At 51.4% G+C, this 20,794-nt stretch carries 20 protein-coding genes, 1 tRNA gene, 2 pseudogenes and 1 CRISPR repeat array; of the genes and pseudogenes, 17 read left to right on the top strand and 6 right to left on the bottom strand.

All coding sequences use genetic code 11. The annotated features are described in order from the left end of the window. The first annotated feature begins 150 nt into the window (after positions 1–150). The 7 genes from Q3O12_RS02295 (at position 151) to accD (ending at position 4,969) form a co-directional block, all read left to right on the top strand. Positions 151–333 carry a Trm112 family protein gene (locus Q3O12_RS02295; protein ID WP_002221286.1) on the top strand — a complete coding sequence of 61 codons (183 nt, stop codon included), beginning with the start codon at positions 151–153 and terminating at the stop codon, positions 331–333. Further along, positions 330–1,091, top strand: coding sequence for a 3-deoxy-manno-octulosonate cytidylyltransferase (gene kdsB / locus Q3O12_RS02290; RefSeq protein WP_301669144.1), 762 nt, complete (start codon positions 330–332; stop codon positions 1,089–1,091). Before Q3O12_RS02295 ends, kdsB begins: the two co-directional genes overlap by 4 nt. Before the next feature lie 23 nt (positions 1,092–1,114). After that, on the top strand, positions 1,115–1,630 hold the full coding sequence (locus tag Q3O12_RS02285) for a 3-deoxy-manno-octulosonate cytidylyltransferase (RefSeq protein ID WP_301669143.1): 516 nt from the start codon (positions 1,115–1,117) through the stop codon (positions 1,628–1,630). A gap of 156 nt (positions 1,631–1,786) precedes the next feature. Further along, positions 1,787–1,879 (top strand) — tRNA-Ser (locus Q3O12_RS02280). Between the two features lie 494 nt (positions 1,880–2,373). Next, positions 2,374–2,877: a c-type cytochrome gene (locus Q3O12_RS02275; protein ID WP_301669142.1), complete on the top strand. Its 504-nt coding sequence runs from the start codon at positions 2,374–2,376 to the stop codon at positions 2,875–2,877. Between the two features lie 397 nt (positions 2,878–3,274). Continuing rightward, positions 3,275–4,060, top strand: a complete 786-nt coding sequence (trpA, locus tag Q3O12_RS02270) for a tryptophan synthase subunit alpha (protein ID WP_301669141.1) — start codon at positions 3,275–3,277, stop codon at positions 4,058–4,060. A gap of 36 nt (positions 4,061–4,096) precedes the next feature. Further along, a complete protein-coding gene (gene accD, locus Q3O12_RS02265; RefSeq protein ID WP_301669140.1) occupies positions 4,097–4,969 on the top strand; it encodes an acetyl-CoA carboxylase, carboxyltransferase subunit beta in 873 nt (290 codons plus the stop codon). 59 nt (positions 4,970–5,028) lie between these two features. On the opposite strand, the gene Q3O12_RS02260 is transcribed toward accD, so the two are convergent. Beyond that, complete coding sequence (locus tag Q3O12_RS02260; protein ID WP_301669139.1) at positions 5,029–5,640, bottom strand: CNP1-like family protein; 612 nt, start codon at positions 5,638–5,640, stop codon at positions 5,029–5,031. A 107-nt stretch (positions 5,641–5,747) separates the two neighbouring features. Between Q3O12_RS02260 and Q3O12_RS02255 the strand changes: the two genes are divergently transcribed. From Q3O12_RS02255 to Q3O12_RS02240, 4 genes are read left to right on the top strand one after another with little or no spacing between them, the layout of a single operon-like run. Continuing rightward, positions 5,748–5,972 (top strand): sulfurtransferase TusA family protein, encoded by a 225-nt coding sequence (locus tag Q3O12_RS02255; protein WP_301669138.1) that lies wholly within the window; start codon positions 5,748–5,750, stop codon positions 5,970–5,972. Between the two features lie 12 nt (positions 5,973–5,984). Continuing rightward, positions 5,985–6,578: an NMCC_0638 family (lipo)protein gene (locus tag Q3O12_RS02250; protein WP_441338420.1), complete on the top strand. Its 594-nt coding sequence runs from the start codon at positions 5,985–5,987 to the stop codon at positions 6,576–6,578. Between the two features lie 60 nt (positions 6,579–6,638). Then, the gene (gene pyrC / locus Q3O12_RS02245; RefSeq protein ID WP_301669134.1) at positions 6,639–7,673 is read left to right on the top strand and encodes a dihydroorotase; all 1,035 of its coding nucleotides are present in this window, start codon (positions 6,639–6,641) and stop codon (positions 7,671–7,673) included. 18 nt (positions 7,674–7,691) lie between these two features. Continuing rightward, positions 7,692–8,174 carry an immunity protein RhsI2 family protein gene (locus Q3O12_RS02240; RefSeq protein WP_301669133.1) on the top strand — a complete coding sequence of 161 codons (483 nt, stop codon included), beginning with the start codon at positions 7,692–7,694 and terminating at the stop codon, positions 8,172–8,174. A gap of 165 nt (positions 8,175–8,339) precedes the next feature. Here Q3O12_RS02240 and nusB read toward each other — a convergent pair whose 3' ends face one another. From nusB to Q3O12_RS02225, 3 genes are all read right to left on the bottom strand, one after another. Beyond that, complete coding sequence (gene nusB, locus Q3O12_RS02235; RefSeq protein ID WP_301669132.1) at positions 8,340–8,765, bottom strand: transcription antitermination factor NusB; 426 nt, start codon at positions 8,763–8,765, stop codon at positions 8,340–8,342. A 77-nt stretch (positions 8,766–8,842) separates the two neighbouring features. Beyond that, positions 8,843–9,319, bottom strand: a complete 477-nt coding sequence (gene ribH / locus Q3O12_RS02230) for a 6,7-dimethyl-8-ribityllumazine synthase (RefSeq protein WP_301669131.1) — start codon at positions 9,317–9,319, stop codon at positions 8,843–8,845. Positions 9,320–9,365: 46 nt separating this feature from the next. Further along, positions 9,366–9,689, bottom strand: a complete 324-nt coding sequence (locus tag Q3O12_RS02225; protein WP_013449308.1) for a DUF2185 domain-containing protein — start codon at positions 9,687–9,689, stop codon at positions 9,366–9,368. Between the two features lie 165 nt (positions 9,690–9,854). On the opposite strand from Q3O12_RS02225, the gene rnc reads away from it, so the two are divergent. Together rnc and era are read left to right on the top strand one after the other, a co-directional pair. Next, entirely contained in the window at positions 9,855–10,574 is a 720-nt protein-coding gene (gene rnc / locus Q3O12_RS02220) for a ribonuclease III (RefSeq protein WP_301669130.1), read from the top strand. 46 nt (positions 10,575–10,620) lie between these two features. Beyond that, positions 10,621–11,544, top strand: a complete 924-nt coding sequence (gene era, locus Q3O12_RS02215; protein ID WP_301669129.1) for a GTPase Era — start codon at positions 10,621–10,623, stop codon at positions 11,542–11,544. Positions 11,545–11,632: 88 nt separating this feature from the next. Here the strand turns inward: era and Q3O12_RS02210 are convergent. Beyond that, positions 11,633–11,818, bottom strand: a pseudogene (locus Q3O12_RS02210) (polyamine aminopropyltransferase); the annotation flags it as partial. Between the two features lie 333 nt (positions 11,819–12,151). Then, positions 12,152–12,544: pseudogene (locus tag Q3O12_RS02205) on the bottom strand (heme anaerobic degradation radical SAM methyltransferase ChuW/HutW); the annotation flags it as partial. A 432-nt stretch (positions 12,545–12,976) separates the two neighbouring features. Between Q3O12_RS02205 and cas1c the strand changes: the two are divergent. The 4 genes from cas1c (at position 12,977) to lbpA (ending at position 20,566) form a co-directional block, all read left to right on the top strand. Further along, the gene (gene cas1c / locus Q3O12_RS02200; RefSeq protein ID WP_042508244.1) at positions 12,977–13,990 is read left to right on the top strand and encodes a type I-C CRISPR-associated endonuclease Cas1c; all 1,014 of its coding nucleotides are present in this window, start codon (positions 12,977–12,979) and stop codon (positions 13,988–13,990) included. A gap of 54 nt (positions 13,991–14,044) precedes the next feature. Beyond that, positions 14,045–14,338: a CRISPR-associated endonuclease Cas2 gene (gene cas2, locus Q3O12_RS02195; protein WP_301669326.1), complete on the top strand. Its 294-nt coding sequence runs from the start codon at positions 14,045–14,047 to the stop codon at positions 14,336–14,338. A 189-nt stretch (positions 14,339–14,527) separates the two neighbouring features. Then, positions 14,528–15,288: a CRISPR direct-repeat array (repeat unit 32 nt; unit sequence TCAGCCGCCTTCAGGCGGCTGTGTGTTGAAAC). Positions 15,289–15,521: 233 nt separating this feature from the next. Next, a complete protein-coding gene (locus Q3O12_RS02190) occupies positions 15,522–17,735 on the top strand; it encodes a transferrin-binding protein-like solute binding protein (protein WP_301669128.1) in 2,214 nt (737 codons plus the stop codon). Beyond that, positions 17,732–20,566, top strand: a complete 2,835-nt coding sequence (gene lbpA / locus Q3O12_RS02185; protein WP_301669127.1) for a lactoferrin/transferrin-binding protein LbpA — start codon at positions 17,732–17,734, stop codon at positions 20,564–20,566. Before Q3O12_RS02190 ends, lbpA begins: the two co-directional genes overlap by 4 nt. The last annotated feature ends 228 nt before the right edge of the window (positions 20,567–20,794 follow it).

Below are 20,794 nucleotides of genomic sequence, written 5' to 3'. Positions count from 1 at the left end.
ACAAAAACCAGTACGGCGTTGCCTCGCCTTAGCTCAAAGAGAACGATTCTCTAAGGTGCTGAAGCACCAAGTGAATCAGTTTGTACTGTCTGCGGCTTCGCCGCCTTGTCCTGATTTTTGTTAATCCACTATAAACTCGAAAGAGACCCTATGGAAAAAAAATTCTTAGACATCCTCGTCTGCCCCGTTACCAAAGGCAGGCTGGAATATCATCAGGACAAACAGGAATTGTGGAGCCGTCAGGCGAAGCTGGCGTATCCGATTAAAGACGGCATTCCCTATATGCTGGAAAACGAAGCGCGAGCGTTGAGCGAAGAGGAACTCAAAGCATGACCGAATTTGTCGTATTGATTCCGGCGCGGCTGGATTCATCGCGCCTGCCCGGAAAAGCCTTGGCAGACATCCACGGCAAACCGATGGTCGTGCGCGTTGCCGAACAGGCGGAAAAAAGCAAAGCGGCACGCATCGTCGTTGCCACCGACCATCCCGACATTCAGACGGCCTGTCAGGCGCACGGCGTCGAAGTCGTCATGACTTCAAACCGGCACGAAAGCGGCACGACACGCCTTGCCGAAGCCGCCGCCGCGCTGAAGCTGCCGCAGCATCTGATTGTCGTCAACGTACAGGGCGACGAGCCGCTGATTGCCCCCGAACTCATCGACCGCACTGCCGAAGTCTTAGTGGAAAACAACGTACAAATGGCGACTGCGGCGCACGAATTGCACGATTTCGACGAATTTATGAATCCCAACGTCGTCAAAGTCGTCCTCGACAAAAACCGCAACGCCATCTACTTCAGCCGCGCCCCGATTCCCTATCCGCGCGATGCGATGCGTGCCGGAAAACGCGAAATGCCGTCTAAAACCGCCGTCCTGCGCCATATCGGCATCTACGCCTACCGCGCCGGCTTCCTGCAACGCTACGCCGAAATGAGCGTTTCGCCGTTGGAAACCGTCGAATCGCTGGAACAACTGCGCGTCCTGTGGCACGGCTACCCGATTGCTGTCGAAACCGCCAAAGAAGCCCCCGCCGCCGGTGTGGATACGCAGGAAGATTTGGACAGGGTCCGCGCCGTATTTCAGACTATATAAAATAGATTCAAAGGGAAAAGGATATGTCGCAATATTTTGAGAAATGGCAACACTTGAGCCGGGAAGAACAGAAAATCCTTGCCGAAGTATGGGGTCTCGTGCAAAACGATGATCAGGAGGTTCACTATGAAATGCTTAAATTGAATGCACCTGATGAAGCTAGCGGTGAATTTTGGTTCAGAATGGCAGAGATACTCAGCACTCTGCCGCCCAACCGTTCTCTGGATCTGCGAATGAATGGCGGACGGCTGACGACGGCCGTATCCATCCTATCGGTGATGATTGAGGATAATCCCGACATACCGCAGCTTTGGGCGCAGAAAATTACCGCGCTCAATTATTTGGCACACGGACACAAAGCCCGTGCCGACGGTTTGGCACAACAGCCCGACAAAGCGGCAGAAGCCAACGAGGAGGAATACCTGACCAAAGCCCTGTCGCAAAACCTGCTGTCAACATTGGATGCTGCACTTGCACGTTTTCCTGAAGACGCGTGGTTTCAGGAAATCAAACAGGATGCACAAAAGCATTTTGCTTGAGGACGTGGCGGTCAGGAATATTTCCATTCAGGAAGAAAAGAAGTGCCTGATTGGGTATAATCAGGGTAAATCTTATTTTATTTCAAAAGATTAATATTTGCTTTCTGTTTTTCCTTGACGGTGTCGGGAAAGTTGATTATAGTTACGGCTTCCTTAGGAGTAATGGCTGAGAGGCTGAAGGCACTTCCCTGCTAAGGAAGCATGTGGGGTCAACCTGCATCGAGGGTTCGAATCCCTCTTACTCCGCCACAGAATACAAACGCCCCGAAACGGGGCGTTATTTTTTGCGTAAAAACTGAACATGCATTAAGAATCATTGAATTATATTCATTTTGTTTTGTGTAATTTACGCCATAAATATAAGCCTGTAAAAACTTTTATCAATAAGTCATTATGATAATGTGTGGTAATTTTGAATGGCAACTTACCATAATGACTAAAGTTATTATTCCTAATACGGCGGATTGGGTTAAAAATGCAAAGTTGAAAGACGGGCTTGATAAATTTTCAGATGGGATAACTTCGTTTAAGGTATTTAGATATATGAATTATAATTATAAAACAATGAGATATATTTTGTAAAAGTGTTTGATTATGGTTATCAGCCATATTTTTTGCACCAAATATGACTTATGCTAAAAACTCTAATTATAAAGAACTAGATTATTGGAATCATATGTTAGAATTCCCCAACCGTTTGGATAAAGCGGTAATCTAAAGATAAAACTCTAGAAAGACACAATATGAACAAACTACTGATTACTTTAATGATGGCGGCAGGTTTGGCAGCTTGTTCGCAAGAAAGCAAACAAGAGGCGCAAGAGGCGGCTCCAGCCGTTGCTTCTGAAGTTCAGACCGAGGCATCTTCAGTTCAGGCGGCCGCACAGGAGGCTGCTCCGTCTGCAGAAGCGGCTTCAGCCGAAGCCAAACCTGAGGAGAAGGCGGAAGCCCCCACGGCGGAAGCTAAACCGGAAGCAAAAGCAGAAGCTTCCGTTGCTGTCGATGGTCAGAAAGTATTTGAAGCCAGCTGTAAAATGTGTCATGGCGGCACTATTCCCGGAGCACCTGCAGTGGGTAAAAAAGACGATTGGGCACCACGTATCGCAAAAGGCAAGGAAACCTTGCACAAACATGCAATCGAAGGTTTTAATGCGATGCCTGCCAAGGGCGGCAATGTCGGTTTGAGTGATGATGAAGTGAAGGCCGCAGTCGATTACATGGCCAATCAGTCTGGCGCAACATTCTGAATTGTTTACAATATCTACGATATTGTGATAAAGCCTGTTCGGATATTTGATGAAACCGGATTCCATGCAATATATGGAATCCGGTTTTTTTAATTTCAAACTAAGCTATTTAAGGGTGCGGCAGTCTATATGCATGGTTGCGCATTCAAGATTTTTTACGGCTGGTCAATCAGCCCAATACCTTTCTCCTTTTGCGGATTGCTCTGATGGTTTGTTTGGTATTGGTTTATAAAAACCGTCAGTTGGAAAACGGCCTGTTTCCGGTGAGAAGGTTACGGCAATCTGTCGCACAATCGGAGTGGTATGCCTATTCGCCTATCTGCGCGTCAGATGTTATACTTAAAAAGATTTATCGATTGTTTACCGGAGCCTCGCCGGTATTGGGAGTGTAAGAGAAATGAGTAGAATCCAACAGACTTTTGCCGCATTGGGTAATAAGAAGGCATTGATTCCTTATATTACGGTTGGAGACCCGGACATTGGGGCGACTTTGGCAATAATGCACAGTATGGTGGAAAATGGTGCGGATATTTTAGAGTTGGGTGTGCCTTTTTCTGACCCGATGGCAGATGGTCCGACTATTCAGCGTGCGGTAGGGCGGGCGTTGGCAAACGGGGTTTCGCTGCGTGATGTCTTGGATGTTGTCAGAAGGTTTCGTGAAACCGATACTCAAACGCCGGTTGTTTTGATGGGATATTTGAATCCCATACATAAGATGGGTTATCGGGAGTTTGCTCAGGAAGCCGCAAAGGCGGGTGTGGACGGCGTATTGACGGTGGATTCCCCTGTCGAAACCATCGATCCGCTCTATCGCGAGCTGAAGGATAACGGAGTCGACTGTATTTTCCTGATTGCGCCGACGACGACGGAAGACCGTATTAAAACCATTGCCGAGCTGGCAGGCGGATTTGTCTATTATGTTTCGCTCAAGGGCGTAACGGGCGCGGCAAGTTTGGATACGGATGAGGTTTCGCGTAAAATAGAGTATTTGCGTCAGTATATCGATATTCCCATCGGTGTCGGCTTCGGCATCGGCAATGCCGAAAGCGCGCGCAAAATCGGCCGGGTTGCCGATGCGGTCATTGTCGGCAGCCGGATTGTGAAAGAGATTGAAAACAATGCGGGTAACGAGGCTGCGGCCGTCGGTGCTTTGGTCAAAGAGTTGAAGGATGCCGTGCGCTGATTCTGTCGCGTATTCTAAATGTTTTAGGAGTTGTCCATGAGCTGGTTAGATAAAATCCTGCCACCCAAAATCAAGAATCGTGGTAAAGACGGTTCTTCCAATGTTCCCGAGGGTTTGTGGCACAAATGCCCGTCTTGTTCGGCAACCATCTATTCGACCGAGTTGCAGCAGAACAATCAGGTTTGCCCGAAATGCAACCACCACAACCCGTTATCGGCGCGCCAGCGTTTGAACCTGCTTTTGGATGAGGAAGGCAGGGAGGAAGTTGCGGGTAATGTCAAACCGACCGATCCTTTGAAATTTAAAGACAGTAAAAAATACCCCGACCGTTTGGGGGCGGCACGCAAGCTGACCGGGGAAGATGACGCGCTTGTGGTGATGAAGGGGATGATGAACGGCCTGCCCGTCGTCGTTGCCGCGTTTGAATTCCGCTTTATCGGCGGTTCGATGGGTTCGGTTGTGGGCGAGCGTTTCGTACAGGGTGTCCGCCGTGCGGTTGCCGATAATTGTCCGTTTGTCTGCGTGGCGGCTTCCGGCGGCGCGCGTATGCAGGAGGGCGTGAACTCGTTGATGCAGATGACGAAAACCAGTGCCGCACTGCACCTGTTGACGGAAAAACGCCTGCCGTTTATATCGGTATTGACTGATCCGACTATGGGCGGCGTATCTGCCAGCTTTGCATTTTTGGGCGATGTCGTGCTTGCCGAACCGAACGCGCTGATCGGTTTTGCCGGCCCGCGCGTGATTGAGCAGACGGTGCGCGAAACGCTGCCGGAAGGCTTCCAGCGTGCCGAGTTCCTGCTGGAAAAAGGCGCAATCGACCAGATTGTCGACCGCCGCGATATGAAGCGGCGCATCAGTGATTTGATTACGCTGTTGTGCCGTCAGGACAAAGTTTCCGCCGCTTGATGGCTGATGAATCGAATGCCGTCTGAAACCGATGTTTCAGACGGCATTTTTGTGTCTGGTTATTTGTCGTGCGGCTTCATTGATGGGGCATAGCGTCCGGCACGTTCTTTCAGGCGTTGTACCAAACCTTGCGTGTCGGCGGGTACGCCGCCTTCGCAAAATGCGGCATACAGTACGCCGCGTAATGCGTCGTTGCGCCCAAGTGTGCCGCCTATCGGTTTCCATTCGGCGTTTCGGGGCTGTATCCAGCGGCGGTTGACCGTGTCCCCGTAGCCGAACACTTTGTAGGAGGAAAGTTTGCCGTTGCCGAACCCGATGGAGGAACGGGCGCAGAATATGCCTTCGGCAGTCAGGTTGTCGTAGCCTTTGTCGGAACGGATATTGAGAATGTAGCGGATGCTGCCGTCGGGCGCGGGCATGATTTGCAGGCTGTCGAGCAGGATTTTCGGCTGTTTGCCGTAATTTTCATCCACATAAATGTCAAACCAGCCGTCCGAGTGCGCATCGGGCAGCAGCGGCAGTTCGGCGGTATGTTCTTTAAATTCGCGGGCGGCGGCTTCTTCTGGCGTTTCGCGGTAGCGGGTGTTGATCGGCGTGTCTTTTTGGCTGAAGCCGGTGGCAAGGGATGTGCCGGCGGCGAAGGCAAGCAGCAGGAGGGCGGTGCGGCGCATAAATCTCTCCAGATTGAAAACGGCTTTATTTTATGGTTTGGCGGGAAGGGCTGCAAGCAATCGGGGTATAATCTGACCTGATTTTCATTTTAAAGCGGTGTCGAACCATGAACAGCGAAATTTTAGACGTAACCGGATTGAAATGCCCCCTGCCGATTTTGCGGGCGAAAAAGGCTTTGGCGCAAATGCGGCAGGGCGACGTGTTGACCGTTCTGGCAACCGACGGCGGCGCGCCGGGGGATTTTGAGGCTTTTTGCCGCCAAACCGGTCATGTGCTGTTGGATTCTTCCGAACAGGACGGCGTGTTCACGCTGGTTGTCGAACACAAATAAATGCCGTCTGAAATGCGGATGTCCCGATTGATGTTATTGCTGTCGGCATTTGTGCTTGCTGCGTGTAATGCCCAAAACCGGCAATCCGGTGTACGGCATCAGGATTTCGCACGCGTAGCCGTCGATTTGTTTCGGAGTGCCTGCGTCCTGACTCAAGGCAGTTTCGAACCAGTTTCCAAGTTTGCCGCTGTCGGACATTTTGTCCCTGTCGGAAAGGAAGACCTGTCCCGTCTGCCGCCCGTTGTCGCAGAACCCGATGTACAGGTGTTGTGGACGCTTGAACGCGATGGCGGCATTTATTATTTGAGCCTGACGCGCGACAGTTGCAGTGTGAAAGCCGAGCGGGCAGACAGTGCCGCGCTGTTGGAACATTTTGACGGACTTGTCCGACAGCCGCCGAAAAATGCCAATATAGAATTGAGGGCGCAACAGGCAGTGCAGACACCGTTTGAAATCCGTCAAGTCAGCTATGCCTGGCGGTCAACGGGCAGCTCCGAAGAAACCGTATTGACCGCGCAGACTGCCGACTCTCCCGATTTGCCCGTACAGGTCGTGCTGAACCTGACGCACCGTTCCTACAACGGAACACCTTTAGTCCTTCCCTGACTTCAGACGGCATAAAGTCGGCATGCCGTCTGGAAACCAAAAATCTAAAAAGGAACAACCATGCAAACCCTGACCATTATCCGCCCCGACGATATGCACCTGCACCTGCGCGACGGCGACGCGCTCAAAGCCGTTGCACCCTATACCGCCCGTCAGATGGGGCGTGCCGTCATCATGCCCAACCTCAAACCGCCCGTCGTCAGTGTAGCCGATGCGCTTGCCTACAAAGCGCGCATTATGGCGGCGTTGCCCGAAGGCAGCGCGTTTGAGCCGCTGATGACGCTTTATTTGACTGATAACGCCACGCCCGAACTCGTGCGCGAAGCCAAAGCTGCCGGCATCGTCGCCTTCAAACTCTACCCCGCAGGCGCGACCACCAATTCTGATTCCGGCGTAACCGACTTGTTCAAGCTCATCCCCGTGTTGGAAGAAATGGCAAAACAGGGCATCCTGTTCCTCGTTCACGGCGAAGTAACCGACCCCGAAATCGACATTTTCGACCGCGAAGCCGCCTTTATCGAGCGCGTGATGAAGCCCGTTTTGGCGCAAGTGCCGAATCTTAAAGTCGTGTTCGAACACATCACCACCGCCGAAGCCGCCCGCCTTGTTTTGGAAGCGGGCGACAACGTTGCCGCCTCCGTGACCCCGCAACACCTCCTGCTCAACCGCAACGACCTCTTGGTCGGCGGCGTGCGCCCCCATCATTTCTGCCTGCCCGTACTCAAACGCGAAACCCACCGTCAGGCATTGGTTGCCGCCGTTACCGGCGAGAAGGCGCATAAATTCTTCCTCGGCACAGATTCCGCGCCGCACGCCAAGTCCGCCAAAGAAAACGCCTGCGGCTGCGCCGGTATGTTCAGCGCGATGACCGCCATCGAGCTTTACGCCGAAGTGTTTGAAAAAGCAGGCGCGTTGGACAAACTCGAAGCCTTCGCCTCAAAAAACGGCGCAAGGTTCTACGGCATTCCCGAAAATACCGACACGATTACCCTCGTCAAACAAAGCCAAACCGTCCCCGCAAGTGTTCCCTACGGCGATGGCGAACTTGTCCCGATGCGCGCGGGCGGCGAAATCGGCTGGACGGTGCAGTTTTGAAAAAATTGGAGATATAAAATGAGCTATTTAAATTTAGATGATGATATGTATTTGGTTTATGATTTTAAGCAAGATATGACAAACAGAAGAACGAAGGAATATATTGAAAATACAAGATTACTGTCATTGAATGACGAAAGTATCTTTGGCATCAAAAAAGACAAAGGATTGTTTGCGTCGGATGAATGGTGGGCTAATATTGATTCCGGACAGATTATCACCAGAAGCGTTTCCGGAGTAATATCGTCAATATATGAGGCAGGAATGGAAAGAAGAAACATACCGAATAGTTTTAGTTTTATAGATGGTGAAGGCATCGTAAGGAATGAAAGTATGTATATGATGAATAAATCCGACAGACATTTATTTTGTGAAGGGAAAAAAATTGCTATTTTTTACGCGTATGACGAATTAAAAATATCAAAACAAAAAAAAGGAGACGTAATTGATTTGGAAAACAACTATGTTGAGCAAGTCATTGAAATGGCAATTTCAAAATAATCAGATGCCGCCGGCGCCCAAGCCTACCAACTGGCCGATGGCGTCGGCAAAGTGGCCGATGCCGTCAAAAACCAAATCGGCCAACATTGATTGAACGGTCAAGCAAAATGCCGTCTGAAGGGCTTTCAGACGGCATTTGTGTATTTCTGATTTTAATCCGACATATCAACGGCGTTTGGGTTCGTCGGGGCGGATTTGGGCGGCGAGTTTGTCGAGGATGCCGTTGACGAATTTGTGCCCGTCCGTGCCGCCGAAGGTTTTGGTAACTTCGATGGCTTCGTTGATAATGACGGGGTAGGGTGTTTCGGGCATGGCGGACAGCTCGTGGCAGGCGGTCAGCAGGACGGCGCGTTCGATGGGGTTGAGGTCTTTTTCATCGCGGTCGAGCAGGGGGCGGATTTGTCGGATGTACTCTGCCGCATTGGTTTGCGTGCCGAAGAAAAGTTTGTTGAACAATTCTTCGTCCGCTTTGGCAAAGTCGGGCATTTCGCGGATGTTTTTAGCAATCTCGAGTGCTGCGGTGCGGTTGATAAGGGATTGGTAAACGGCTTGTACGGCAAGCTCGCGGGAACGGCGGCGGGCTGTTTTCATGATTTTTCCTTGAAACGGTTGGGCGGCACGGTATGCCGTCTGAAACGGAAAGGGCGCATCGGTGTACGCCCTGTTTGTTATTCTTCGTCTTCAAACTGTTCTTCGAGCAGCAGGTTGACGAGGTTGGCGCATTCGACGGCAACTTTGGCGGCATCCGAGGCTTTTTCTTCAATCCGTTCGATTGCCTGCGCGTCGTTTTCGGTGGTCAGGACGGCATTGGCAATCGGGATGTTGTAGTCGAGGGCGACGCGGCTGACCCCTGCTCCGGATTCGTTGGAAACCAGCTCGAAATGGTAGGTTTCGCCACGGATGACGACGCCGATGGCAATCAGTGCGTCAAACTTTTCGGAAGAGGCAAGGTTCATCAGCGCGATGGGGATTTCAAGTGCGCCGGGTACGGTGGCGACGGTAATGTTTTCGTCTGCCACGCCCAATTCTTGGAGGGTGTGGCAGCAGACTTTGAGCATTTCACTGCCGATTTCGTTGGTGAAACGTGCCTGTACGATGCCGATGCGGAGGTGTTTGCCGTCGAGGTTGGGGGCGATGGTGTTCATTGGGTTTCCTTTGGTATTCGGAGGTTTCGGAATGCCGTCTGAAGGGTCAGTCCTTAGGTTGCCAGTCGGCGACGGTTTGGAATGTGCCGTCTTCTGCCAATTCCCACGCGCTGCCTTCGGGTTGGGAAAGCAGTGCGGCGGTTTCAGGGTTGGTTTTGGTGATGTCGGCGAGGCTGACGATGCTGAAGTTGTCGGGGTCGTCGGTGTATTCGTCGGTTTCGTCGCCGCTGAAGAAACGCCAGCCGCTGTCGTTTTCAAAAACGGGGGCTTCGCGGTAGAGGAAGCCGACAGGCCGGTTTTGTTTGGCGACGGTGTTGGTGGCGATACAGCGGTCGAGTGCCGAGGAAAGTGCTTGTGCAAATGCGTTCATAATGTGAATGCGCCGGGAGAAATGGGCGGATTTTACCACGATTCTTGCGTTGTCGGCAGACGGCGGCGGTTTGGTGGTACAATGTGCGCCGTTTGCAGCCTTAAGGTGTTTCTGTATTTTTGGAGTATGGAAACGCATTCGGGCTGTTTTTTGCGGAAGACGGTAATGAAAGACGATGTTTTGAAACAGCAGGCACACGCGGCGATACAGAAGAGACTGGGCTACGCGTTCCGCGATATTTCGCTTTTGCGGCAGGCTTTGACGCACAGGAGCCATCATGCGAAACACAACGAACGGTTCGAGTTTGTCGGTGATTCGATTTTGAATTATACGGTGGCGCGGATGCTGTTTGACGCGTTTCCGAAGTTGACCGAGGGCGAGTTGTCGCGGTTGCGGGCAAGCTTGGTCAATGAGGGCGTGCTGGCGGAAATGGCGGCGGAAATGAATGTCGGCGACGGCCTGTACTTGGGGGCGGGCGAGTTGAAGAGCGGCGGCTTCAGACGGCCTTCGATACTGGCGGACGCGATGGAGGCGATGTTTGCGGCGGTCAGCTTCGATGCCGATTTCAACACGGCGGAAAAGGTGGTGCGCCATTTGTTTGCAGAACGCGTCCGGCGAGCCGATTTCCAAAATCAGGCAAAAGACGGCAAAACTGCTTTGCAGGAGGCGTTGCAGGCGCGCCGCTTTGCTTTGCCGAAATACCGTATCGAAGAGCAAATCGGTTATGCCAACGACAGTATGTTTGTGGTTTCCTGCGATTTGGGCGAACTGGGTTTCGTGTGCCGTGCCAAAGGGACGAGCCGCAAGGCGGCGGAACAGGAAGCGGCGAAAGAGGCTTTGAAATGGCTGGAAGAGAAGCTGCCGCTGAAGAAGAAAAAGAAATGAGGCGGCGCGTGAATATGCTGTCTGAAATGTGGATATGAAAGCGAATATGGATATTGAAACCTTCCTTGCAGGGGAACGCGCCGCCGGCGGATACCGTTGCGGCTTCGTAGCGATTGTCGGCCGTCCGAACGTGGGCAAATCAACGCTGATGAACCATCTGATCGGTCAGAAAATCAGCATCACCAGCAAAAAGGCGCAGACGACGCGCAACCGCGTAACGGGGATTTATACCGACGATACCGCGCAGTTCGTGTTCGTCGATACGCCGGGCTTTCAAACCGACCACCGCAACGCGCTCAACGACAGGCTGAATCAAAACGTTACCGAGGCACTCGGCGGCGTGGATGTGGTGGTTTTCGTCGTGGAAGCGATGCGTTTTACCGATGCCGACCGTGTCGTGTTGAAACAATTGCCCAAGCACACGCCGGTCATTTTAGTGGTCAACAAAATCGACAAGGACAAGGCGAAAGACCGTTACGCGCTGGAGGCGTTTGTTACTCAAGTGCGCGCCGAATTTGAATTTGCGGCGGCGGAGGCAGTCAGCGCGAAACACGGTTTGCGGATTGCCAACCTGTTGGAGCTGATTAAGCCGTATCTGCCCGAAAGCGTGCCGATGTATCCCGAAGATATGGTTACGGACAAATCGGCGCGTTTTTTGGCGATGGAAATCGTGCGTGAAAAATTGTTCCGCTATTTGGGCGAGGAATTGCCTTATGCGATGAATGTCGAAGTGGAGCAGTTTGAAGAGGAAGACGGTTTGAACCGCATCTATATCGCGGTTTTGGTCGATAAGGAAAGCCAAAAGGCGATTTTGATCGGTAAAGGCGGAGAACGTTTGAAGAAAATTTCCACCGAAGCGCGGTTGGATATGGAGAAACTGTTTGATACCAAAGTATTTTTGAAGGTATGGGTTAAAGTCAAATCCGGTTGGGCGGACGACATCCGCTTCCTGCGCGAGCTGGGTTTGTAGTTTTTCTTGCTGAACTTTACGCAAAAATGCCGTCTGAACAGGTTTCAGACGGCATTTTGTTTGGCCGTTCAACGGATGGCGTTGCGCCCCATTTGGCGGCATCGTCGTTGATAACGTGTGTTTTGGGATGGGACGGCGAGCCTCGGTTGGGCGCGCTTAAGGCGGCGGAGGTTTTGAACCATCTGCATGGCGGGCAGGATGAGGGTTTCGTGGTAACGGGCTTCGTCGCGGGGGGGGGCAGGTTGCCGTTGATGTAGAGGCGGGTGTCGTCTTTTCAGCGGAAGGTTTCGGGCGCAACGGCAACAATGCCGCCTACACCGCTTCAGACGGCATACAAGCCCAGAGCGGCGCACATTATCCCGCCTTGCCCTCGAAAGAGGGCGTAGAAGCTGCGAAAAATATTGGAAAATACCGTCTGAAGTATGTTCAGACGGCATTTGCGTATTGGGACGGGTTCGGCCGGTTACGGAAAATATCTGTTTTGACGGCGTGTCCGGCCGGAAATCAAAACGGCGGCGGCAAGTCCTTCCTGTCCATATGGTCGCGCGGGATTTCATCGACGGCAGTGTGCAGGGTGTCGCTGCCGTCGCGCCTCCGTCCCAAACGTCGGCAGATGGCGGTAACACGCGCGTATCAGGCGCACCAAATCTCCGGTCGGCAAAGCGGTAGGCATACCGCCTCCGAAATAGACGGCACGGATTTTGCCGCTTCCTTGACGGATTTCGGCTGCCTGTTCCGGCTCCGCAATGATTTTGTCGGTGCAAATCCGGCTGTAGCCGCCTTTCCAAGCATTGCGGCAGAAGCCGCAGAATACGCGGTGGTTGGCGCAAAACGGAATATGCGGATAAGCTGAAGCAGCTTCCCGCAAAACCGTTTCCGCCTGTTCCGGCCAAAGCTGCTGCCAATGCACGGAGGGCACGGGCAATCCGCCCCATATCGGCATCAACGTCCGGCGTTCGGGAAAAATATCCGGTACGGCTTGGCTGACGTTCAGCTTCATCCCTAGATTAATTTCTAATTCATATTGATTGAGTGAAAATTTTATTTTCAAATAAACATTACGTTTGACGGGATGGGGGCGGATACGGTTGTCAATCGGGTGGTCAATCCGGAATAGGAAATACAAAGCCGCCGTTATTTCTGTCCATACAAGGACAGGAATAAGGCAAATCGCACTTCCCATATATTCCGTATTTTGATGTCTTGTTGATAAAAACAATCAGGCCTGATCATGATCAGCCTTCTGAAAGATGTTTTGCCTATAATGGGATTTTGTTGTCCTTCAGATTTTCTTAAAATGCAGTTTGAAGGTGCTTTCCTTATCGGTTTCAATAAAATATTATCAGTTGTCGGTGCTTCAATATTGCACCAATAGATTTCACCCGTCCCAAACCGCCTGTTCAAAAATGCAATAAAAATGAAGGAGTACCTTATGCGCAAACTGCAAAACACGCTGTATATCACCACGCAAGGCAGCTATCTGCATAAGGAGCGGGAAACGCTGGTGGTGGAGCAGGAACGTAAGAAGGTGGCGCAATTGCCGGTGCATTCCATCGGGCATATTTTCTGTTTCGGCAACGTGCTGGTGTCGCCGTTTTTGCTGGGGTTTTGCGGCGAGAATAATGTGAATCTGGCGTTTTTTACCGAAAACGGACGTTTCTTGGGGCGGTTGCAGGGGCGGCAAAGCGGCAATGTGCTGCTGCGTCGGGCGCAGTATCGGATGTCGGAACAAAATCCCGTGCCGATTGCGCGCAATATCATCGCGGCGAAGATTCAGGCAGGCAAACGGGTGCTTCAGCGGCAGATTCGCAACCACGGCGGCAATGCGGACATTCAGACGGCGGTTGCCGCGCTGAATTTCTCTTTGCAGCAGTTGAAACGGGCAGACAGTTTGGATTTGATACGCGGGATTGAAGGAGATGCGGCGGCGCGTTATTTCGGCGTGTTCGGGCAGTTGGTTAAGGCAGAAAGCGGGTTTGCTTTTGACGGAAGAAACCGTCGCCCGCCAAGAGACAGTGTCAATGCGCTGCTTTCTTTTCTATACAGTATTTTGGGCAAGGACATCAGCGGCGCGCTGCAAGGCGTGGGGCTGGATCCGCAGGTGGGTTTTCTGCACGCCGACCGGCCCGGGCGCGACAGCCTTGCACAGGATATTTTGGAAGAGTTCCGCGCGTGGTGGGCGGACAGGCTGGTACTGTCGCTGATTAACCGCGGGCAAATCAAGCCGCAGGATTTTATTGTCGAGGCAGGCGGGGCGGTGAGCTTAAAAGCCGATGCGCGCAAACTTTTGTTCCAGTCTTTGCAGGCGAAAAAGCAGGAAAAAATCACCCATCCGTTTTTGGGCGAAGAAGTGGAAATCGGTTTGCTGCCTTATATTCAAGCCATGCTTTTGGCGCGGCATCTGCGCGGAGATTTGGCGGCATATCCGCCGTTTTTGATGAGGTAGCCGGGTATGCCGTCTGAACGCAACCGGCTTCAGACGGCATGGAGAGGCAAGAAAATGCTGATGTTGATAACTTATGATATTTCGCTGGAAAATGCCGAAGGGCAGGCAAGGCTGCAGCGCGTAGCGAAACTGTGCCAAGACTACGGCGTGCGCGTGCAGTATTCCGTGTTCGAATGCGACATCGCACCCGACCAATGGGTAGTTTTAAAAGACAAACTTTTAAAAACCTACAACCCCGAAACAGACAGCCTGCGCTTTTACCACCTGGGCAGCAAATGGCGGCGCAAAGTGGAGCATCACGGCGCAAAACCGGCGGTCGATATATTTAAGGACACGCTGATTGTGTGAATCGCCAACCTGTTGTTCCCATAAAAATGCGGCAGGGTTGGCGAATCTGGGTTGTTCTTTAACAATCAGGATATTGCAAATGTGAATATGGCGGATAAGGCTGTGCTATACTCATGTTTGTGCTTTTTTCGGGAGTTTGGCGAAGTCGGGGCTGCGAAGCCTGATGTAGTAAGGCTTTCGGAAGAGGCTTCAGCCGCCTCTAGGCGGCTGTGTGTTGAAACTTATAAAAATAACAGATTCATCAGAAAAATAAATTCAGCCGCCTCTAGGCGGCTGTGTGTTGAAACACACGGTAAATAAAGTCAAGCGTTCAAAATGGTTCAGCCGCCTCTAGGCGGCTGTGTGTTGAAACATCGTTATGATAGAGATTTTATAGAAATCCAATTTTCAGCCGCCTTCAGGCGGCTGTGTGTTGAAACTATGTCGGTATTTTCCGACAATCCTAGCCTGTCAGTCAGCCGCCTTCAGGCGGCTGTGTGTTGAAACTGTCAGCAGGTAATTGACGAGGCGTGTCATGATGCTCAGCCGCCTTCAGGCGGCTGTGTGTTGAAACCATCGTTTTAATATAGATAGGATTCAAAGCGGAAATCAGCCGCCTTCAGGCGGCTGTGTGTTGAAACTGTACGGATTCAATAACGGGACTGAAGCAGGAATTCAGCCGCCTTCAGGCGGCTGTGTGTTGAAACTTTGTCGGTAAGAAGTATTCGGTGGACGAAGAACTCAGCCGCCTTCAGGCGGCTGTGTGTTGAAACTTGCTATTTCGGTATTTGATAGCCCTTTATTTTTTCAGCCGCCTTCAGGCGGCTGTGTGTTGAAACAAATCGGGATCGGGTTCAGGATTGGGACGCGTGCTCAGCCGCCTTCAGGCGGCTGTGTGTTGAAACTGAATAATTTTTCGGGATTTGTAGGAAGCAAGTTTCAGCCGCCTTCAGGCGGTTGTGTGTTGAAACGGCGCGGACGATATCCGCTTCCTGCGCGAACTGGGTTTGTAAACCCTTAAAGGACAATCCGATTTCCCTACGGCTTCAAACTCTGTCGGGGTTGAAGCAAAAATGCCGTCTGAACAGGTTTCAGACGGCATTTTGTTTTAATCGGGAATATCTTTGTTAAAAAACGGGTTGATATTATCTGCACATATTAATATAATGATAATTATTATTAATCAAATAGGGGAAAAGTAGGGATGCGTAAACTGAATTATTTCAGCATTGCCTTGCTGCCGTTGATGCTGGCAGCCTGTGGCGGTAATTTCGGCGTGCAGCCTGTTGCCAAACCAACGCCGACCGCGCAAACCCCGTCAGATTCCAAACCGTCCAAACCTGAGGACGTTCCCACTCCGCCCCCTGCCAAACCTTCTATAGAAACCACGCCGGTCAATCAACCCGCCGTCGGTGCGGCAATGCGGCTGCCAAGGCGGAATATCGCTTCCTATAAAAAAGACGGTACGGAAATTCCCGACAAGCATCAGGCAGAGGAGTATCTGCCGCTCAAAGAGAAGGATATCCTGTTTTTAGACAGTACGCCACAAGAACAGGCCGACAAACTTAAAAAGGAAATCAACGGACGGTATCCTAATGCACAAATCTACACGTCCGATTCAAAAGATGCTGTGTATCAATATAAATATGTCCGGGCTGGATATGTTTATACTAAATATGGAACAGACGAAATCGAACAGAACTCAGGTGGTAAACAGTTTACCCACCGCTTAGGTTATGACGGTTTTGTATATTATTCCGGAGAACATCCTTCCCAATCTTTACCGAGCGCGGGAACGGTGCAATATTCCGGTAACTGGCAATATATGACCGATGCCAAACGTCATCGGACAGGTCAGGCGGTTTCCAGTGTGGATTTGGGTTATACCACATATTATGGTAATGAAATTGGGGCAGCTTCTTATGAGGCTAGGGATGCCGATAGCCGGGAAAAGCATCCTGCCGAATATACGGTTGATTTCGACAAAAAAACCCTAGAGGGCAAGTTGATTAAAAACCAATATGTCAAACCCAATGAGCAGAAAAAACCACTGACCATTTACGACATTACTGCAACATTGGACGGCAACCGCTTTACCGGCAGTGCCAAAGTTAACACCGAGTTGAAGACGAGCCACGCTGATAAAGAATATTTGTTTTTCCATACCGATGCCAATCAGCGGCTTGAGGGCGGTTTTTTCGGCGATAAGGGGGAAGAGCTTGCCGGACGGTTTATCAGTAACGACAACAGCGTATTCGGCGTATTCGCAGGCAAACAAAAAACAAACGCATCAGGCACAAATCCTGCTATGCCGTCTAGAAAACACACCAAAATCTTGGATTCTCTAAAAATTTCCGTTGATGAGGCAAGTGATAACAATCCCCGCCCGTTTGCCATTTCCTCTATGCCCGATCTTGGTCATCCCGACAAACTTCTTGTCGAAGGGCGTGAAATTCCTTTGGTAAACCAAGAACAAATCATCGATCTTGCCGACGGCAGGAAAATGACCGTCAGTGCTTGTTGCGATTTTCTGACCTATGTGAAACTCGGACGGATAAAAACCGACCGCCCGGCAAGTAAACCAAAGGCGGAAGATAAAGGGAAGGATGAAGAGGGTGCAGGCGTTGATAACGGCGAAGAAGGCACGGAAGATGAAGCCGCAGAAGGCAGCGAAGGAGGCGAAGACGAAATCGGCGATGAAGGAGGAGGTGCGGAAGACGAAGCCGCAGAAAACGAAGGCGGCGAAGAAGATGAAGCTGAAGAACCTGAAGAACCCGAAGAAGAATCGCCGGAAGAAGGCGGCGGTGGCGGTTCAGACGGCATCTCGCCCGCTCCGGAAGCCCCTAAAGGCAGGGACATCGACCTTTTCCTGAAAGGTATCCGCACGGCGGAAGCCGACATTCCAAAAACCGGAACGGCGCATTATACCGGCACTTGGGAAGCGCGTATCAGCAAACCCATTCAATGGGACAATCAGGCGGATAAAACCGCAAAAGCAGAGTTTAATGTTGATTTCGGCGAGAAATCGATTTCCGGAACGCTGACGGAGAAAAACGGTGTACAACCTGCTTTCCATATTGAAAACGGCAAGATTGAGGGCAACGGTTTCTACGCGACAGCGCGCACTCGGGATAACGGCATCAATCTTTCGGGAACTGGTTCGACTAATCCCAAAACCTTCCAAGCTAATGATCTTCGTGTAGAAGGAGGATTTTACGGCCCGCAGGCGGAGGAATTAGGCGGTACTATTTTCAATAAGGATGGGAAATCTCTTGATATAACTGAAGATACTGAAAATGAAGCTGAAGTTGAAAATGAAGCTGAAGCTGGTGTTGGCGAACAGTTAGAACCTGAAGTTAAACCCCAATTCGGCGTGGTATTCGGTGCGAAGAAAGATAATAAAGAGGTGGAAAAATGAATAAGAAACACGGTTTTCCGCTGACTTTGACCGCCTTGGCCATTGCAACCGCTTTTCCGGCTTATGCTGCCCAAGCGGGGGGGGCGACACCTGATGCCGCGCAGACCCAATCCTTGAAAGAGGTTACCGTCCGTGCCGCCAAAGTGGGACGGCGATCGAAAGAAGTAACCGGTTTGGGCAAAATCGTCAAAACGTCGGAAACGTTGAACAAAGAACAGGTACTCGGTATCCGCGACCTGACGCGCTACGATCCGGGCGTGGCGGTTGTCGAACAGGGCAACGGCGCGAGCGGCGGCTACTCGATACGCGGCGTGGATAAAAACCGTGTGGCGGTTTCGGTTGACGGCGTTGCCCAAATACAGGCGTTTACCGTGCAGGGATCGTTGAGTGGATACGGCGGACGCGGCGGCAGCGGTGCAATCAACGAAATCGAATATGAAAACATCAGCACGGTGGAAATCGACAAAGGTGCCGGTTCGTCCGATCACGGCAGCGGCGCACTCGGCGGCGCGGTCGCTTTCCGCACCAAAGAAGCGGCAGACCTGATTTCAGACGGCAAAAGCTGGGGGATACAGGCAAAAACCGCCTACGGCAGTAAAAACCGCCAATTTATGAAGTCGCTCGGCGCGGGTTTCAGTAAAGACGGTTGGGAAGGGCTGCTAATCCGAACCGAACGCCAAGGGCGGGAAACGCGCCCGCACGGCGATATTGCGGACGGGGTGGAATACGGCATAGACCATTTGGACGCATTCCGCCAGACATACGATATTCAGAAGCAGAATAAAAAGGCGGAATATTTCTTAGCGGAGGGCGAGCGTGAGCCCAAGCCCGTGGCAAAATTGGCAGGCAACGGAAACTATTTGAACAACCAGCTCAACCGCTGGGTAAAAGAACGTATTGAAAAAAATCAGCCTTTAAGTGCTGAAGAAGAAGCGATGGTGCGGGAGGCGCAGGCGCGCCACGAAAACCTGTCCGCCCAATCGTACACGGGCGGCGGCAGGATATTGCCCGATCCGATGGATTACCGCAGCGGCTCTTGGCTTGCCAAGCTGGGCTACCGCTTCGGCGGCAGGCATTATGTCGGCGGCGTGTTTGAGGATACCAAACAGCGTTACGACATCCGCGATATGACGGAAAAACAGTATTACGGTACGGACGAGGCGAAAAAGTTTAGCGACAAGAGCGGGGTGTATGACGGCAACGATTTCCGCGACGGTTTGTATTTTAGGCCGAATATAGAAGAGTGGAAGGGCGATACAAATTTGGTCAAGGGCATAGGTTTGAAATATTCCCGCACCAAATTTATTGACGAACATCACCGCCGCCGCCGTATGGGTTTGCTGTACCGTTATGAAAATGAGAAATACTCGGACAACTGGGCGGACAAGGCGGTGTTGTCGTTTGACAAACAGGGCGTGGCAACCGACAACAACACGCTGAAGCTGAATTGCGCCGTGTATCCTGCTGTGGACAAATCCTGCCGCGCGTCGGCAGACAAGCCGTATTCCTACGACAGCAGCGACCGTTTCCACTACCGCGAACAGCACAATGTTTTGAATGCCTCGTTTGAGAAGTCGCTGAAAAACAAATGGACGAAACACCATCTGACTTTGGGCTTCGGTTACGATGCTTCCAAAGCAGTTTCCCGCCCAGAACAGCTTTCCCACAATGCGGCAAGGATTTCGGAATCCACGGGATTCGATGATAACAATCAAGATAAGTATCTTTTGGGTAAGCCCGAAGTCGTCGAAGGGTCGGTCTGCGGCTACATCGAAACCTTGCGTTCCCGCAAATGCGTGCCAAGAAAAATCAACGGCAGCAATATCCACATTTCTTTGAACGACCGTTTTTCAATCGGCAAATATTTTGATTTCAGCTTGGGCGGCAGGTACGACCGGCAAAACTTCACCACGTCGGAAGAACTCGTCCGCAGCGGGCGGTATGTTGACCGTTCGTGGAACAGCGGCATCGTGTTCAAACCGAACCGGCATTTTTCTTTGTCTTACCGCGCCTCCAGCGGCTTCAGAACGCCCTCATTCCAAGAACTTTTCGGGATAGACATTTATCACGATTATCCGAAAGGCTGGCAGCGTCCCGCCCTGAAATCGGAAAAGGCAGCCAACCGAGAAATCGGTTTGCAGTGGAAGGGCGATTTCGGCTTTTTGGAAATCAGCAGCTTCCGCAACCGCTATACCGATATGATTGCCGTTGCCGATCAAAAAACCAAATTGCCGGATTCAACAGGACGATTGACAGAGATTGATATACGCGATTATTACAATGCCCAAAATATGTCGCTCCAAGGCATCAACATCTTGGGAAAAATCGACTGGAACGGCGTATACGGCAAACTGCCCGAAGGTTTGTACACGACTTTGGCGTACAACCGCATCAAACCGAAATCGGTATCCAACCGGCCGGACTTGTCTCTCCGCAGCTATGCTTTGGATGCGGTACAGCCGTCGCGTTATGTTTTGGGGTTCGGATACGACCAGCCTGAGGGGAAATGGGGGGCAAACATTATGCTGACCTATTCCAAAGGGAAAAACCCTGACGAGCTTGCTTATCTGGCAGGCGATCAAAAACGATATTCGGCAGGAAGGGTTACGTCTTCTTGGAAAACGGCAGATGTTTCCGCTTATCTGAATCTGAAAAAACGGCTGACCTTGAGGGCGGCTATCTACAATATCGGCAACTACCGCTACGTTACTTGGGAATCCTTGCGCCAGACTGCGGAAAGCACGGCAAACCGACGCAGCGAAGACAGTAACTATGGAAGGTATGCCGCACCGGGCAGGAACTTCAGCCTCGCGCTCGAAATGAAGTTTTAAAGGAAATGCCGTCTGAAAGCTTGATCTGCACCCCAAAAGTCGGACTAAACCGCCAACTGATTAAGGTGCAGGTTTTTTTGATTCAATATAAACAAGATTTCCGCCGTCATTCCCGCGCAGGCGGGAATCCAGACATTCAATGCTAAGGCAATTTATCGGAAAAAACAGAAACCGCTCCGCCGTCATTCCCGCGCAGGCGGGAATCTAGGTCTGTCGGTGCGGAAACTT

The organism is Neisseria benedictiae (assembly GCF_958267435.1).
Taxonomy (GTDB): Bacteria; Pseudomonadota; Gammaproteobacteria; order Burkholderiales; family Neisseriaceae; genus Neisseria; species Neisseria bergeri.
Note: the sequence above shows the minus strand (reverse complement) of the source record. Positions and strands in the feature narration are given on the sequence as shown.

What these genes read in the sequence shown, in the direction of transcription:
- Q3O12_RS02295 (WP_002221286.1), top strand. Translation starts at nt 151, where the DNA reads ATGGAAAAAAAATTCTTAGACATCCTCGTCTGCCCCGTTACCAAAGGC.
- kdsB (WP_301669144.1), top strand. Translation starts at nt 330, where the DNA reads ATGACCGAATTTGTCGTATTGATTCCGGCGCGGCTGGATTCATCGCGC.
- Q3O12_RS02285 (WP_301669143.1), top strand. Translation starts at nt 1,115, where the DNA reads ATGTCGCAATATTTTGAGAAATGGCAACACTTGAGCCGGGAAGAACAG.
- Q3O12_RS02275 (WP_301669142.1), top strand. Translation starts at nt 2,374, where the DNA reads ATGAACAAACTACTGATTACTTTAATGATGGCGGCAGGTTTGGCAGCT.
- trpA (WP_301669141.1), top strand. Translation starts at nt 3,275, where the DNA reads ATGAGTAGAATCCAACAGACTTTTGCCGCATTGGGTAATAAGAAGGCA.
- accD (WP_301669140.1), top strand. Translation starts at nt 4,097, where the DNA reads ATGAGCTGGTTAGATAAAATCCTGCCACCCAAAATCAAGAATCGTGGT.
- Q3O12_RS02260 (WP_301669139.1), bottom strand. Translation starts at nt 5,640, where the DNA reads ATGCGCCGCACCGCCCTCCTGCTGCTTGCCTTCGCCGCCGGCACATCC.
- Q3O12_RS02255 (WP_301669138.1), top strand. Translation starts at nt 5,748, where the DNA reads ATGAACAGCGAAATTTTAGACGTAACCGGATTGAAATGCCCCCTGCCG.
- Q3O12_RS02250 (WP_441338420.1), top strand. Translation starts at nt 5,985, where the DNA reads ATGCGGATGTCCCGATTGATGTTATTGCTGTCGGCATTTGTGCTTGCT.
- pyrC (WP_301669134.1), top strand. Translation starts at nt 6,639, where the DNA reads ATGCAAACCCTGACCATTATCCGCCCCGACGATATGCACCTGCACCTG.
- Q3O12_RS02240 (WP_301669133.1), top strand. Translation starts at nt 7,692, where the DNA reads ATGAGCTATTTAAATTTAGATGATGATATGTATTTGGTTTATGATTTT.
- nusB (WP_301669132.1), bottom strand. Translation starts at nt 8,765, where the DNA reads ATGAAAACAGCCCGCCGCCGTTCCCGCGAGCTTGCCGTACAAGCCGTT.
- ribH (WP_301669131.1), bottom strand. Translation starts at nt 9,319, where the DNA reads ATGAACACCATCGCCCCCAACCTCGACGGCAAACACCTCCGCATCGGC.
- Q3O12_RS02225 (WP_013449308.1), bottom strand. Translation starts at nt 9,689, where the DNA reads ATGAACGCATTTGCACAAGCACTTTCCTCGGCACTCGACCGCTGTATC.
- rnc (WP_301669130.1), top strand. Translation starts at nt 9,855, where the DNA reads ATGAAAGACGATGTTTTGAAACAGCAGGCACACGCGGCGATACAGAAG.
- era (WP_301669129.1), top strand. Translation starts at nt 10,621, where the DNA reads ATGGATATTGAAACCTTCCTTGCAGGGGAACGCGCCGCCGGCGGATAC.
- cas1c (WP_042508244.1), top strand. Translation starts at nt 12,977, where the DNA reads ATGCGCAAACTGCAAAACACGCTGTATATCACCACGCAAGGCAGCTAT.
- cas2 (WP_301669326.1), top strand. Translation starts at nt 14,045, where the DNA reads ATGCTGATGTTGATAACTTATGATATTTCGCTGGAAAATGCCGAAGGG.
- Q3O12_RS02190 (WP_301669128.1), top strand. Translation starts at nt 15,522, where the DNA reads ATGCGTAAACTGAATTATTTCAGCATTGCCTTGCTGCCGTTGATGCTG.
- lbpA (WP_301669127.1), top strand. Translation starts at nt 17,732, where the DNA reads ATGAATAAGAAACACGGTTTTCCGCTGACTTTGACCGCCTTGGCCATT.